The organism is Nonomuraea sp. ZG12, assembly GCF_052068115.1.
Lineage (GTDB): Bacteria > Actinomycetota > Actinomycetes > Streptosporangiales > Streptosporangiaceae > Nonomuraea.
In genome coordinates, this window is the sequence record NZ_JBQHCW010000004.1 from 34,141 (window position 1) to 48,579 (window position 14,439).

A 14,439-nucleotide genomic window follows, 5' to 3' on the forward strand; every position below is an offset into this window, starting at 1 on the left:
AATCTTGGCCGTACTCTGATATGTCCGTTACAGATCGTGTCGGATCGTTCCAGAAGATCCGCCGGTGACTTCCGGACCAGGCATTGGTCAGCTGCGGGAAGTGGCGAAAGATGGGAGGACCCACCTTCGCATGACCGGAGCAGAGAATGACACATTCGGCAGTGGACTCCTACGGCATGACCGCCGAACGCGCCTTCGCCGACATCTGGTCGCGCGCCGCGCTCCCGGCCAAGGGCCGGCGCCTGCTCCTGCTCGGCCTGCTCGTCGGCCAAGGGTTCGACGAGCAGGTGGAGGTGCAGCTCGACGCCGCCCTGCGCACCGGAGACCTGAGCGAGAGCGAGCTGCGCGAGGTCGTCGTCTTCCTCACCCACTACGCGGGCTGGACCCGGGGCTGCCGGCTCAACACCCAGGTGGAGGAGCTGATCGAACGCGTCAGGCGGGATCGATCCGATAGAGGGGACCCGCCAGGCTGAGCGCGTAGAGCTCGCCGTCGAGCCCCTCGCCGAACGACGACAGCTGCTCCACCCGTCCCACCTCGGCGCCCTGGTCGAGCTCCTCGACCGGGGCGGCCTTGATCCAGCCGGCGCAGAAGTCGCCGTACAGGAACTGACCGCGCAGCCAGGCGATCTTCGTGCCCCGGTAGACGTAGCCGGTGATCACCGAGCAGTTGCCGTCCTCGTTCAGCGGGTAGACGATGACCGGGTCGACGAGGTCGGCCGCCTTGCCCCCGTCGTACGGCTCCTTGCCCTCGCGCAGGTTCCAGCCGTAGTTCTCGCCGCCTTCGGATCCGGCCGGCTGGTAGTCGACCTCCTCCCACTGGTTCTGGCCGACGTCGCCGATCCACAGATCGCCGGTCTCCCGGTCGAACCCGAACCGCCACGGGTTGCGCAGCCCGTACGCCCAGATCTCGTGCCGCGCGCCCTCCTTGCCGACGAACGGGTTGTCTTCGGGGATCTTGTACGGCTTTCCGCGCGGGTCGATGCGGAGGATCTTGCCGAGGAACGTGCCGAGGTCCTGGCCGTTGCCCTGGGGGTCGCCGCCCCCGCCACCGTCGCCGAGCGCGATGTAGAGGAGGCCGTCGGGGCCGAAGGCGAGCTGGCCGCCGTTGTGGTTGGCGTAGGGCTGTTTCTGGGTGAGCACATCGCGTCTGGCCGTCGCCTGCTCGCCGTCGTAGGCCCACTCGGTCACGTGGGTGGTGCCGGCTGTGTCGGTCCAGTCCAGGTAGAGCCAGCGGCCCGTGGGGTGGAACGCTACGCCCAGCAGCCCTTGCTCGTTGCCGCCGCTCACCTCCGCCGACAGGTCCACGATCGTGTCGCCCGTGCTGGTGCGCAGCTTGCCGCCCTGCTCGGCGACGTAGAGCCGCCGGTCGTCCGCGCGCACCGCGAACGCCACCGGCCGGTCCAGCTCAGCGATCTTCGTGAACCGGAGCTTCCCCTTGCCGGCCGTCTCCTCAGGCGCGGTCGGCTGCGGAGTCTCCGGTGGCGGCGCGGAGGCGGGTGGCGGCGAGGTCGCGGCCACCTCCGGCGCGGCGGCGGAGCAGGCGGTCAGGGCGACGGCGAGTACCGCCACGGCGAGGCGCACGCCGCACATCCTTCCACGCCCGGCTCCCGCACGGCAGATCTCATGCGTACCCGCGGAGCGCGGCAGGGGACACGTCGGCGGTGGGTCCGGGGGCGGGGTGGGCGAGGTTAGAGTTCGGCCATGCCTACCGCACTGATCACGGGCGCGACCGCCGGCATCGGCGCCGCCTTCGCCCGGCGCCTCGCCGCCGATGGCCACACGCTGGTTCTCGTCGCTCGTGACGAGAGCCGGCTCGCCGAGACGGCCGACCGGCTGAAGCTGAGATACGGCGTGCCGGTCGAGGTGCTGCCCGCCGACCTGTCCGCCGAGGAGGGCCTGTCCCGTGTGGAGTCCCGCTGCCGTGAGGGTGTCGACCTGCTGGTCAACAACGCCGGTTTCACGCTGCGGGGCAGGTTCCCGGACAATGCGGTCGAGGACGAGCTGCGCATGCTCAAGGTGCACTGCGAGGCGGTGCTGCGGCTCACCCTGGCCGCGCTGCCCGGGATGAAGGCGCGGGGCAGGGGCGCGGTGATCAACGTGGCGTCGGTGGCGGGGTTCTTCGCCAGCAGTTCCTACGGCGCGTCGAAGGCCTGGGTGATCAACTTCAGCGAGTCCGCGGCCGCCGGGGCACGCGCCGACCATGTCAGGGTGATGGCGCTCTGCCCGGGTTACGTGCGTACCGAGTTCCACCAGCGAGCTTCGATGGACATGTCGGGCACGCCCGGCTTCCTGTGGCTCAGCGCGGACCGGGTGGTGGGCGAGGCCCTGCGGGACCTGAGCCTGGGCAAGTGGGTCTCGGTGCCGTCCCTGCGCTACAAGATCGTCGTTTCGGCCGGACAGCTCTTGCCACGCCGTCTGGTGAGCCGGCTCTCCGCCCGGATCGGCCGCTGAGGCGTACCGGAAGCTGGGGAAATGAGGCGGGCCCTCGCCGCGGGAGGGGGTCGCGGTGAGGGCCCATGACGGTCGCGAGCGCATGCTCGCGACCGGGCACTGGAGAGTCGGTCAGCGGCCGACGTTCGCCGGGTGGCCGATGGACAGGCCGGAGTCCGTGTCGAAGAAGTGCAGGTTGTGCGTGTCCAGGACCAGGTCGATGGCCTGGCCGGAGCGCGCGTGGCTGCGGGCGTTGACGCGGGCGGTCCACAGGGACTTGTCGCCGACGAGCGGCAGCGCCGACTCGTCCTCGTCGCCGGTGTCGGCGGCGGCGACGGTGTCCTTGTGCTCGACGGGCGGGGCGTCGATCAGGAACAGCACGTTGATCTCGGAGCCCAGCTCCTCGGTGACCTCGGCCTTGACCGACAGCGTGCTCCAGCCGTCGGCGTGGCTGCCGGCGGAGGTGGCGTCCTCGAAGTCCGACGGGCGGATGCCGAGGATGATCTTCTTGCCGACGTACTGGTCGAGGCCGGGCTTGTCGGAGAAGGTGGAGTCCGGGATCGGCAGCTTGATGTCGGCGAAGGACACGTAGGTGGTGGAGCCGTCGCGGACCAGCTCAGCGGTGACGAAGTTCATCGACGGCGAGCCCATGAAGCCCGCGACGAACAGGTTGACCGGCGCGTCGAACAGGTTCTGCGGGGTGTCGACCTGCTGGAGGAGACCGTCGCGGAGCACGCAGACGCGGTCGCCGAGGGTCATGGCCTCGACCTGGTCGTGGGTGACGTAGACGGTCGTGACGCCGAGGCGCTCGTGCAGCGTGTTGAGCGAGGCGCGCATGGAGACGCGGAGCTTGGCGTCCAGGTTGGACAGCGGCTCGTCCATGAGGAAGGCCTGCGGCTCACGGACGATGGCGCGGCCCATGGCGACACGCTGGCGCTGACCACCGGACAGGGCGGCCGGCTTGCGCTTGAGGTAGGGGTCCAGGCCGAGCATCTTGGCGGCTTCGCCGACGCGCTGCTGGATCTCCGCCTTGGGCATCTTGCGGAGCTTGAGGCCGAAGGCGAGGTTCTCCTCGACCGTCATGTGCGGGTAGAGCGCGTAGTTCTGGAAGACCATCGCGATGTCGCGGTCCTTCGGCGGCAGGTGGTTGACCACCTTGTCGCCGATGGAGATCTCGCCGCCGCTGATGTCCTCCAGACCGGCGATCATCCGCAGCGCGGTCGACTTACCGCAACCGGAGGGGCCGACGAGGACCATGAACTCGCCGTCCTTGATCTCAAGGTTGAGGCCGTTCACCGCCTTCACGCCACCGGCGTAGATCTTGTCGACGTTGGACAGAACGATGGATGCCATGACAGTCCTTCGCGCTCAAGGGCGGGGCCCCGATGTGGTGCGGAGTTTCCACTCGTGTGGATACGTTTTCAAGCATCTCACCGGAAAGCGGGCATCCCTGTCAAGGGTTACCGTGTGAGCAGCCGAAGCGGGCGTGCCCGTCTTCCGCATCGATGGAAACCATGATGGAATCGTTTCCATGGAGAAGCGGGCGACGATCAAGGACGTGGCGGAGGCGGCGGGCGTGGGGGTCGCCACGGTCTCCCGCGTCCTGTCGGGCGGCTCGGCCAGCCCGAGCACCAGGGAGCGGGTGCTGGCGGTCGCCGCCCAGCTGGACTACCGGCCCAGCGCGCTCGGCCGCAACCTGCGCCAGCGCCGCACCGGCGGCATGGGGCTGCTCGTGCCCGATCTCACCGACACCTTCTTCGGCCGGCTCACCGAGGGGGTGCTCGCCTGTGCGCGCTCGGCGGGCGAGCCGGTGGTGGTCGGCTCCACGGGCGACGACCCCGAGCAGGAGTCCGAGCTGATCGGGATGCTGCTGGAGCAGAGCGTGGACCGGGTGATCGCGGTGCCGTCGGGCGACGCCGACGTCTGGCGTCCGGCGATCAGGGCGGGCATGACGGTGGTCTTCGCCGACCGGCTGCCCTCCGGCCCGCAGGACCCCGCCGCCGCCACCGGCTTCGGCGACCTGATGCTCCTCGACGGCCTGGCCGCCGCCGCTCCCCCGCCCGCCCGCGCGCTCGACGCGCCCGCCGTCCTGGCGGACGACAGGGCCGGGATCCGTACGGCGGTCCGCTACCTGTCGGGGCTGGGCCACCGGCGTATCGCCTTCCTCGCCGGCCCCGGCCACGAACGGCGGGTGGCGGCCTTCCGTGAGGCCGTGGGCGAGCCCGTGGACGACGAGCTGATCGTGTTCGCCACCGGGAGCCGCGACTCCGCCTACGCCGCCGCCTCAGGCCTGTTCCAGAGCCGCCCCGACCTGTCGGCGGTGCTCGCGGGCGGCAACGTGCTCGGCGAGGCGGCCGTGCTGGCCGCCAGGGAGCTGGACCTGCGGGTGCCCCAGGACGTGTCGCTGGTGATGTACGACGACGTGCCGTGGGCCGAGCTGTGCTCACCGCCGCTGACGGTGATCGCCCAGCCCGGCCGCGACATCGGCTACCGCGCGGCCGAGCTGGTCCTGCGCGCCGGGAGCAGGCGGCCGCGCACCGTCGTGCTGCCCACGGAGCTCATCGTCCGCGGCAGTTGCGGCCCGCGCCGCTGATCCCGGCTCAGGTGTACGGCCTCAGAGGACCTTCTCGATGGCCGAGACGACGATCGGGTCGCCGGGCGTGGTGCCGGGGCGGAAGCGGGCCACCACGGCGCCGTCGCGGTCGACGAGGAACTTCTCGAAGTTCCACTGCACGTCACCGGCCACGCCGTCGGGGTCGGCGGCCTCGACCAGGTGCTCGTAGAGCGGGTGCCGGCCGGGGCCGTTCACCTCGCCCTTCTCCAGCAGCGGGAAGTCGACGCCGTAGGTGGTCGAGCAGAAGGTCTGGATCTCCTCCGCCGTGCCCGGCTCCTGGCCGGCGAACTGGTTGCACGGCATGCCGACCACGGTGAACCCGCGCGGGCCGTACTCCTGCTGGAGTTTGACGAGACCACCGTACTGCGGCGTCATCCCGCAGCGGGAGGCGACGTTCACGACGAGCACGGCGCTGTCGCCGGCGAGCTCGGCAAGGGTGGTGGGGACGTCCGCCAGAGTGCGGACCGGAATCTCTCGAACGCTCATGGTCCGACCTTACGAGGTCCGGCAGGTGCTGTGACAGAGTCCACAAATCTCCCATAAACCCCCAGAACAACCATAAGTAGCGATCTTTACCTGTTATCTACTCTTTCATGGTCAATTCGCGATAAATGCGGCAAGTCGTGCAGTGTGGCGCGGTCCCCGATTCCTTCGAAAGGGAACCCGCATGCCCATGCTCCGCCGTACCCACGTCCTCCTCCTGAGCGCCACGCTCATGACGGCGGGCGGCGCCACGGCCGCACAGGCGCAGAGCTCCCAGACCGGTGCCGCGAGCACGATCTCGACGGCCGCCAAGGCCGCCGAGAGAGCCGACCGGAACAAGGCCATCGCCAGGTCCATGGTCGGCAAGCGAGGCTGGGCCGCGTCCCAGTTCAGCTGCCTGGCCAAGCTCTGGGCCCGGGAGAGCGGCTGGAACCACAGAGCGGCCAACGGCTCCTCCGGCGCCTACGGCATCCCACAGGCGCTCCCCGGCCACAAGATGGCCGCCAAGGGCCGCGACTGGCGCACCAACCCCCGCACGCAGATCGCGTGGGGACTGAGCTACATCAAGCAGCGCTACGGCTCGCCGTGTCGCGCCTGGGGCCACTTCCAATCCCACCACTGGTACTGATCCAAACCCCAGGCTTGCGCACGTTTCGCGGCAAGGCCGCACCATCGGGGCGCCGGGCCCGGCCATCGGGGCCCAACGAGAGCGCCCTTTGTCGATAACAGTGCGACAAACACCTGTCCTTCGCGTGTCCCGGGTCATCACGCTCAGTGACGACGCGTACTAGAAACCGGCTAGAGGACATGTCGTGGAGCCCTCCGGGCCGTCCGGTTCGCCGGACGGAAACCGATCCCGGAGGGCCGCGCGGGCTCTGACCGTCCGAGCCACGGACGGGAGCGACAGGGCGCCGGGGAAGCGAGAGCGCCCGCCCGCACACGACCCGACCGCGAGGATCGAGTTGAACAGCAAGCGCACACTACGCAGGACATTCGTCACCGTCACCGCGTTCACCGCCATGGGCGGGGTCGCACCGACAGCACCGGCCGCATGGGCCGAATCCGAGCCCTGGACGCACACGGCCGAATCCGGGCCCCAGGCCCACACGGCCGAGTCCGGGCCCCGGACCCGCACCTGGAACACCCCGGTGGTGCGGACCGGCACCTGGCGGACCACCGCCCGGCCGCGCGTCTTCGCCCACCGGCCGCGGAACAGCAGCAAGGGCTTCGCACTGGATCAGGTGGTGCAGCGGGCGTGGCCGCTGCGCGAGTTCCGGTGCCTGGACGCCCTGTGGACGAGGGAGAGCGGCTGGAACCATCGCGCCTACAACAGTTCGTCAGGCGCCTACGGCATCCCGCAGGCGCTTCCAGGAGGCAAGATGCGGGGGGCCGGCCCGGACTGGCGGCACAACCCCGAGACCCAGATCCGATGGGGTCTGGCCTACATCAAGGGGAGGTACGGCAGGCCTTGCGGCGCCTGGGGGCACTTCAAGTCACACAACTGGTACTGAGACGTGAGACGGCCGGCAGGGCATCCGCGGCTCACCGGATGCCCTCCCGCCGCGCCGGATGCACGGCGATCGCCTGGATGAGCAGCTCGACCCCGAAGTCGAACTCGGCCTCGTGATCACAGTCGTGGAGCAGCGACGACAGCGCGCTCACCTCCGGGAACAGCACCGGATCCACCTCCTCGGCATCGTCCGCCGAGGCCCGCACGGGGGCGAACGTGGGCGTCATCCCGACCTCGCGCAGCAGCGATCCCACGATGAACGCGATGAACAGCCGCAGCACCCGCACGGCGTCGATCCCGTCGAACCCGGCGCCGCGCAGCGTCGCCAGGGCCCGCTCGACGGGCAGCAGCCCGGCGTTGGAGTGCAGTTGCCGGCTGACGACGAGCATGGTGGAGCGCGGGTGACCGTGCGCGATCTGCCGGAACGCCCGAGCCTGCGCCCGCACCCGGTCGGTCCAGTGCGCGTCGGGGTCGTCGGTGAACTCGATCTCGCTCAGCACCGCCTCGGCCACGCCGTTCAGCAGCGCGTCCTTGTTGGGCACATGGTTGTAGAGGGACATCACGCCCACGCCCAGCTCCGCCGCGATGCGCCGCATGGAGACCGCGTCGGCGCCCTCGCGCTCGACGAGGTCGATGGCCGCGGCGACGATGCGCGCCCTGGACAGGGGCTCGGAGCTCATAGCTCATTCTATGGACGGGCGAGCGGGCAGGCGGAGGCCCGCCGCGTCACCAGCCCGCGATGAGGTCGCGGAGCAGCGGGTGGACGAAGTGGTAGGTCTCCGGGGCGCTCTCGCGGAGCAGCCCCGCGTCGACCATGGCGTGCAGCACGCTGGGCACCTGGACGCCGCGGATCCCCGAGCCCCGGAACATGGCCCTGACCTTGGCGTCATCGCTGCTGAAGGTGTCGCGCGACTCGGCTGCGAGCAGGCGGGCGACCTCGCCCAGCGCCGACGCGACGGCGGCCGTGTCCTCCGCCGTCGACCTGCCCACCGCCCGCGCGGCGTACCAGGGCAGGAACTCCACGGGGTGCTCCGGCAGGTCGTCGATCCACCCGGTCCGCGTGGTGAGGGTCGAGAGCATCTGGGGTGAGCCCAGCAGCTCGGGCGACAGGCTCAGCAGGCGCCTCGGCACCGCCTGGCGGGAGATCAGGAGCGCCTCCAGGCGGTGGCGGGCGTCCTCCTCGGGCACCCCCAGCAGTTCGAGCAGGTGGAAGCCCAGCCGGGCCGCCGGGAACTCGCGGGCCGGACGGCTGCGATCGGTCATGATGATCCCCGCTCCCGTCGTCCCCGCCCAGCGCACGACCGATTGCACGAGCGTGGTGCGGCCCGCCGCCGCGTCGAGCTCGTCCAGCCCGTCGAGCACCAGGGTCAGCAGGCCGCGGTCGACCATGGCGAACGCGTCGGGCATGGAGATCTGGTACTCGTCCACCAGGGCATGCGTCAGTGACCGTTCGACGGTGACGAAATCGCCCTCGATCGCGCGGAACGACAGCAGCACCGGGATCTGGCCGCGGGTGGGAGCCGTGAGCATGCGCCGGGCCAGCCGGGCGGCGAGGACCGTCTTCCCCGCCCCCGGCGGCCCGATGATCATGAGTCTGCCGGCGCCACGGGCCAGGATCTCGTCCAGCTCGGCCGGGCGCGCGACCTCGTCCTCCGCGAACCGGATGACCGGCGGCAGCAGCTCGCCCTCATCGCCGCTCACCCTGTCGGCCCGCGCGAGCACGCCCTCGGCGAGAACGTCGCGCGCGGTGCCGAGCGCGCGCCGGCTCGGGCGTCCCAGGCCGGGGGCCGCGTCCGGGACCGCCGCGCTCGCGGACTCGGCGAGCGGCAGGGTCAGGTCGCCCGGCGTCGGCACCGGGGAGGCCTTCACCAGGTCGATGTACGGTCTGACATCCTCCGGCACGCTCTCCCTGATCGCCTCCACGATCTTCAGCGGCAGCGGGCTCCAGGCGGGCAGCTCGTCCTCGCCGGCGGTCTCGATGTCCTCGGCGATGCGCTTCAGCAGCGTGGGATCCTCGGCGAGCCTGGCGTAGAAGGTGCTGTCCCCGTCCCGGATCAGCAGGACGGCCGCGAGCACGGTCACGTCATAGGGATCCAGGCCGCGGGCCCTGGCGACGCGGTCCTGCAGGGTGAGCACGTTGACGAAGCGTTTGATGGCGCGCGGGTTGGACCGCAGCCCGCTCCGCAGCGAGGGGATGGCGTCCTTGAGCCCATCGTCCAGCAGGTCGTCCAGATACTGGTCGAAGTCCTCGTCGGACAATCTCGGCATGTCGAACGGCAACTGCACGATCTTGTCCAGGTAGTCGCCGCGCGGATCCTGGTACTTCTCCCGCACGGCCGCGAGCAGCGGCTCCTTGTCCACCGCGAGCACGAAGACGCAGTCGGCCCGGTTGAAGTGCAGCTTCAGCGCGTCCAGCAGCGCGGTGATCTGGTCGGCGTGGCAGCGGTCCAGGTCGTCGACGAAGACGACCAGGCGGCTCTTGTTCAGGGTCGCCAGGGCAAGCCTGATGAGCCTGCCCAGGTGCTCGTCGAGGCGTGTGCGCTCGGAGCGGATCCGGAAGTTCTCGGCGTCGTACTCGACGAAGGATCTGCGGACGTCCGCGACGTTGAGCTTGATCGACGCCGACAGGACCAGGGAGCCGAGGACCTCGGAGATCGTCCTCAGGGTCCGCCTGACGTGCTGCCTCTTCTCCAGGCCGAGTTCGGTGACGATGGTGTGCAGCAGCGACAGGACCGGATTGTCGTCATATTGGTGCCGCCACGGGTCGAACCACACCTGCGCGCACTGCGGATCGGTCGCCACGATGTCGCGCACCTGCATGAGCATCGAGGTCTTGCCCGTCCCCCACTCCCCGAGGATGCCGATGACCAGCGGCGGGGTCTCGGTCCGGGCCAGCTCCGCCAGATACTCGGCGTACACCTTCCTGTTGAGCCGATCCGTGGCCGCGGGCTCGTCGCTGTGCGTGTAGCCCGGCGATTCGCCGGTCGGCCGTGCCGACGGGGGCTCTTCCTTGCCGTGCGCCGGGCGCCGCCACCACAGGAGCACCGCGACCGCAACCACCAGCAAGGCGGCGGCGATCAACGCGAGCCGGTAGCGCTCCAGGAACGGCGTCACCGTGACACTCACCTGCCGCCGGTCGATCCCCGCGGCCGAGATCAGCACGAGCTGCCCGTTACCCGCACGCGGACGCTTGCCGGGGACCATGACGACCGTGGCCGCGCCTCCAGGCCCCAGGCGGACCCGGCCGCCGCCCTCGATGGCCAGCGCGTCGGCGATCCCCCCGGTGAGCCGTACCTCCGCGTCGACGGCGGCACCGGGGTTGGCGACCGTGATCTGCCACCGGCTGCCCGTCCTCAGCCGCTCCAGCGGGATGGACAGCCGGTCCTGCTCCAGGAACTGCGGCCGGGCCGCAGTCCCGGCCACTGTGCCGGCCACTGTGCCGGCCGGTAAGCAGACGAACGCGATGAGCACCACTGTCGCGACCCGCGAGCACCATCGCGCGAACCGTCCACCCGCCATACCTTGATTTCATCTCACAGTGGCACAGACCGCACGCCCTACGATCAACCGGTTATCGACGGATCAGAGCCCTTCGATGGACGGGGGCCCCGGCGAGGCGGCCGGAGCGGACGACGCGATGCCGCGCAGCGAGGTGACCACCGCCAGCAGCAGCATGAGCACGAACAGGACGAACAGGGAGATGTACGGCTCGACACCCGTGAACAGCAGGGTAGCCAGCAGCGGGCCGAGCGCGACGGCGCTGTAGGTGCCGAGGCGGGAGGCGCTCACCACCCGCGCGTTCTTCTCCGCGGGCACCCGGCTGAGCACGGTCCGCACGGTGACGTTGCTCAGTCCCCCGGCCAGCCCGATGACGAGCAGGGCCGCGGCGAAGGCCGGCGACGTCTGCCCGAACACGAGGGTGAGCCCGAGCGCCGCGGCGCACGCGCAGACGTGCGCCAGCATCATGGATCGGTGGCGCCGCGACAGCCCCATCCGCCGGGTCAGCCGGGTGGCCCACTCCCGGCGGGAGGTCCTCCGCTCGATCCTCAGCAGGATCTGCTCGCGGATCGGTGAGATGAACGCGCCGATGACGCCGCCGACGCCCGCGGCGGCGAGGACCATGCCCACGAGCACCGGATGCAGCGACTCGGCCGTCGCCACCGAAAGGAACACCACGATCAGGCACTGCACCATCAGGTTGGTGAGCGCGGTGATGATCGTCGCCCAGCGCAGGAACCGGTGATGCCACAACTCGCTGAGGCCGGACCGGATCTGGCTGAGCAACTTCTCCCGTGACGCCGCCTCCGCACTCCACTCCGCGGGCAGCCGGCGGAGCGCCAGGGCCGCGAACAGGAACGTTCCCGCGTTGACGGCGAACGGAACGATCGGCCCGATGCCGTACAGCAGACCACCGAGCGGACGTCCGGCGAGCACGACCCCGTGCAGGGTCGTCTCGTGCATGGACAGCGCGAGCCCGACGTCGTCCGGGTCGACGGTTCTCGGGATCAGCGCGGTCTCGGCGACCGAGGTGAGCACGGACAGCACGCCTTCGGCCAGCGCCAGGGCCATCAGGTGGCTGATCTGCAACGAGCCGGAGAACATGACCGCGCAGAGCCCGGCGACCAGCAGGGCGCGTCCCGTCTCGCTCCACACGAGCACCCTGCGCGGCCCGAGCCGATCGATGAGAGCCCCGGCCGGGATGTAGCAGAGCAGGCCGGGGACCGTCGAGGCGAACATCACCCAGCCGATCCAGGCCGATGAGTCGGTGATGGTGAAGGCCAGCAGCGGATACGTCACGCCGAGCGTACGCGTGCTGAGCATAGAAAAGGACGACCCCATCCAAGCCCACCGAAAGGGCCGATGAATGACCAAAAGAGCATTGAACTGCTTAATCTGGCGCACGCCTGCCACCACAGCTTCCGAGATTCGGACCTTGGCGGCTTTCATTTCGGTTCGGCGCACGGATGAAGGCCCGAGCACTGTCGCAGACTAGAGCATCGCGGAGCGAGGAAACGCCGCGCGTAAGTAAACGGGCCATCTGTGCCACCCAAACAGAGCGCAGATCCGGATGTCGGGCCGCGTCAGCTGCGGATGAGCCGGTCCGCTTCGGCGGCGAGGTGCGGCGGAAGGGGCCGCCGGCCCGCGCTCTGCCGCGCGCGGCGAGCCAGCCGCACGGCCTCCGCCAAGTTGCCCGCGACCTCCATCACGCGGGCGGCGCGCAGCAGTGTGGGGCCGTCACTCTCCCGGTCCAGCGGCGGAATGACGCGCACCGCCTGGGAGACGTCGCCGCTCAACGCCAGGGCGAACGCGTAGGCGGCCTTGGTGGCGGGCCGTTCGTGCGGCCGTACCCGATCCAGGTCGAGCAGCGCGGGCCGCGGCCGTCGGAGGTCGGAGAGGATCTCGCCCCGGGCCCGCAGGGCTTGCAGGGAATCCCCCTTACGCGCCAGGGCGCTGTCGAGAACGTCGACGGCTCCGCTGTCCATGCCGCGATACCACAGGGCCCACGCCAACTCCGTCTGAATGACCGGTTTATCCGGACTACGCCTTACTGCGCCATTCAGTTCGCCGATCGCGGCGTCGAACCGTCCCTGGCTGATGAGAATGCGGCCGATGGCGGTGAGAAGGGTGGCGACGGACCGCCCCGCGCCGTTGAACGTGTCGAACAGCTGAGCAGATCTGCGGTAATGAACCAGTGCCTCGTCCAGGTCGTCTCTGAGATACGCCATATCGCCGAGGAAGGACTCGATGCGGGCACGTAACCTCGCGTCGTCGGCGGAGTGTCGCATGGCCTCGTCCACGTTCCTGGCGGCGAGCTCGACCAGGCCATGATGTAACGCCCGCCGGGCAGCGCGCAGTTGGTCGGCCGCCGGGGGCTGCTCCTCCTCCCTCTTCCTGAACTTGCCTCGCAGGAAGGGCCGCACCAGCCTGCCGGGCATCGCGGGACGGCGCTCCGGGCCCAGCCGGAGGACATGGCGCTCGGCCAGCGCTCGCACCACGGGCGCCGTCAGCCCGCCCACCGGTCCGTCCGAGGCGACGAGCTGCCGTAACAGCGCGACGAGCTTGTCCACGTCACCGTGCAGATGGTCGTGGGCCACCTCCACGATCTGGGCGTGACAGAAGTCGGCGAGCACCTGGTCGGTGTCCACCAGGTCGGCGGTGGTGATCGGCGAAGCCTGCCCCCGCACCCGCGCCCAGAGGGCGGTGCACACCGCCTGGAGGTGGACCGGCTCCACCGCCGGTGGCGAGGAGCCGCTCCTGAGGTCGTCGACCAGTGCCTCCGCCGCGCCGGGGGCGAACTCCCGCCCGTATCCGTCGAGCGGTCCGCGGCACGCCTGCAGGGCCGAGGGCACGTCCAGCGGTCCCAGAGCGTAGAGGGTGTTCTCCGTGACGTGCTCGCGCAGCCGGACATGATCCAGGAGCGCCGCGAGATGCTCGTCGGAGACCACCAGGAGCAGGCGGAACGGGAGATCGCCGTCGAGGGCGTCGGCCAGTTGGTCGAGCAGGTGCCCGTCCTCCGCCGGTCCAGGGACGAGCCCTTCCTCGACCTGGTCGATCGCGGCCATGACAGGCCGGCCGTCAGGGCTCCGGCGGTAGCGCCCGAGGTAGGCCGGGATCGTGAGGCCGGAGAACTCCGTCGGGATCTCATGCGGTGACCACGACGCCAGCAGGGCGAAGACACGCGCGTCGCCGTCGCGAGGGATCAGCCCGGCGGGCACGGACTGCGGCCGCAGAGCGCTGCCCACCGGCAGCACCGGCGAGCCGTCCAGGCGCGGCAGCGCCCCCGCCGCCAGCAGCGAGGACTTTCCGGCGCCCGGCGGGCCGTGCAGGATGGTCAGCCGGTTGTCGCGCCAGCGCCGGACCAACTCGGCGGCCTCCCGCTCCCGCCCGAAGAATGCCGCTCGATCGTCCCGGTGAAATGGGCGCAGGCCCACGTATGGCTTCGGGTCGCCGCCGCTGGAAGTCATCGCCACATCCCGCTACCCAGGAATAATCATCGAGAACTCACTCATCGGCCCAGCGTCAGATGAGGACCTTGCATTCACCCTGCAGAATCATCGGCGCCCCTCAACCGTACTCGCTCAATGCCGATCGCGCATCCGGCCGATACCGGGAGCGTGCGAATGGGACGCCGGTCGCCCATCCCACTCCCACGCCTCCAGCAGGGCTGCGGGCAAGGTCAGAGAGCCGACTGGAAGCCCGCGACCGTGCCACCTCCCTCTTCCGCGCACCTCTGCAACGCCCTGGTGAGTGCGGGGATCTGGAGCCGCTTCAGGCTCTCCAGATCAATTTCGCTGACATCGATGAGCCCGGTCGCGTTCTCGTCTCCCATGCGCTCTCCCTATAACCTGTTTACGGTCATCCATAACGCGGCTCTATTTATCTGTGCATGGTCACGCGCCTT

The 14,439-nt window shown here is 70.1% G+C and carries 13 protein-coding genes; 5 read left to right on the forward strand and 8 right to left on the reverse strand.

The genetic code is table 11. The features are described from left to right. The first annotated feature begins 146 nt into the window (after positions 1-146). On the forward strand, positions 147-473 hold the full coding sequence (locus tag ACTMTF_RS14435) for a carboxymuconolactone decarboxylase family protein (RefSeq protein WP_441111071.1): 327 nt from the start codon (positions 147-149) through the stop codon (positions 471-473). On the opposite strand, the gene ACTMTF_RS14440 is transcribed toward ACTMTF_RS14435, so the two are convergent. Continuing rightward, positions 433-1,590: a PQQ-dependent sugar dehydrogenase gene (locus tag ACTMTF_RS14440; RefSeq protein ID WP_441111072.1), complete on the reverse strand. Its 1,158-nt coding sequence runs from the start codon at positions 1,588-1,590 to the stop codon at positions 433-435. The two genes, ACTMTF_RS14435 and ACTMTF_RS14440, sit on opposite strands and share 41 nt — an antisense overlap. A gap of 111 nt (positions 1,591-1,701) precedes the next feature. Here ACTMTF_RS14440 and ACTMTF_RS14445 point away from each other — a divergent pair, with 111 nt between their 5' ends. Further along, positions 1,702-2,451: an SDR family NAD(P)-dependent oxidoreductase gene (locus ACTMTF_RS14445; RefSeq protein WP_441111073.1), complete on the forward strand. Its 750-nt coding sequence runs from the start codon at positions 1,702-1,704 to the stop codon at positions 2,449-2,451. A gap of 111 nt (positions 2,452-2,562) precedes the next feature. Here the strand turns inward: ACTMTF_RS14445 and ACTMTF_RS14450 are convergent, their stop codons facing one another. Beyond that, a complete protein-coding gene (locus tag ACTMTF_RS14450) occupies positions 2,563-3,783 on the reverse strand; it encodes an ABC transporter ATP-binding protein (RefSeq protein WP_441111074.1) in 1,221 nt (406 codons plus the stop codon). A 178-nt stretch (positions 3,784-3,961) separates the two neighbouring features. Here ACTMTF_RS14450 and ACTMTF_RS14455 point away from each other — a divergent pair, with 178 nt between their 5' ends. Next, positions 3,962-5,023 (forward strand): LacI family DNA-binding transcriptional regulator, encoded by a 1,062-nt coding sequence (locus tag ACTMTF_RS14455; protein WP_397002345.1) that lies wholly within the window; start codon positions 3,962-3,964, stop codon positions 5,021-5,023. A gap of 21 nt (positions 5,024-5,044) precedes the next feature. Here ACTMTF_RS14455 and ACTMTF_RS14460 read toward each other — a convergent pair whose 3' ends face one another. Then, positions 5,045-5,530, reverse strand: a complete 486-nt coding sequence (locus tag ACTMTF_RS14460) for a glutathione peroxidase (RefSeq protein ID WP_441111075.1) — start codon at positions 5,528-5,530, stop codon at positions 5,045-5,047. Positions 5,531-5,711: 181 nt separating this feature from the next. Here ACTMTF_RS14460 and ACTMTF_RS14465 point away from each other — a divergent pair, with 181 nt between their 5' ends. Both ACTMTF_RS14465 and ACTMTF_RS14470 read left to right on the forward strand, forming a co-directional pair. After that, positions 5,712-6,155: a transglycosylase SLT domain-containing protein gene (locus tag ACTMTF_RS14465; RefSeq protein WP_441111076.1), complete on the forward strand. Its 444-nt coding sequence runs from the start codon at positions 5,712-5,714 to the stop codon at positions 6,153-6,155. 334 nt (positions 6,156-6,489) lie between these two features. Then, positions 6,490-7,038, forward strand: a complete 549-nt coding sequence (locus ACTMTF_RS14470; protein WP_441111077.1) for a transglycosylase SLT domain-containing protein — start codon at positions 6,490-6,492, stop codon at positions 7,036-7,038. 31 nt (positions 7,039-7,069) lie between these two features. Here ACTMTF_RS14470 and ACTMTF_RS14475 read toward each other — a convergent pair whose 3' ends face one another. The 5 genes from ACTMTF_RS14475 to fxsA all read right to left on the reverse strand — a co-directional run bounded on the left by ACTMTF_RS14475 (position 7,070) and on the right by fxsA (position 14,367). Then, positions 7,070-7,717 carry a TetR/AcrR family transcriptional regulator gene (locus ACTMTF_RS14475; protein ID WP_441111078.1) on the reverse strand — a complete coding sequence of 216 codons (648 nt, stop codon included), beginning with the start codon at positions 7,715-7,717 and terminating at the stop codon, positions 7,070-7,072. 46 nt (positions 7,718-7,763) lie between these two features. Then, on the reverse strand, positions 7,764-10,556 hold the full coding sequence (locus ACTMTF_RS14480) for a P-loop NTPase fold protein (RefSeq protein ID WP_441111079.1): 2,793 nt from the start codon (positions 10,554-10,556) through the stop codon (positions 7,764-7,766). A gap of 63 nt (positions 10,557-10,619) precedes the next feature. Continuing rightward, positions 10,620-11,984, reverse strand: a complete 1,365-nt coding sequence (locus tag ACTMTF_RS14485) for an MFS transporter (RefSeq protein WP_441111458.1) — start codon at positions 11,982-11,984, stop codon at positions 10,620-10,622. Between the two features lie 134 nt (positions 11,985-12,118). After that, on the reverse strand, positions 12,119-14,002 hold the full coding sequence (locus ACTMTF_RS14490) for an nSTAND1 domain-containing NTPase (RefSeq protein ID WP_441111080.1): 1,884 nt from the start codon (positions 14,000-14,002) through the stop codon (positions 12,119-12,121). 212 nt (positions 14,003-14,214) lie between these two features. Further along, entirely contained in the window at positions 14,215-14,367 is a 153-nt protein-coding gene (gene fxsA / locus ACTMTF_RS14495) for an FxSxx-COOH cyclophane-containing RiPP peptide (protein WP_397002358.1), read from the reverse strand. Positions 14,368-14,439 lie beyond the last annotated feature (72 nt).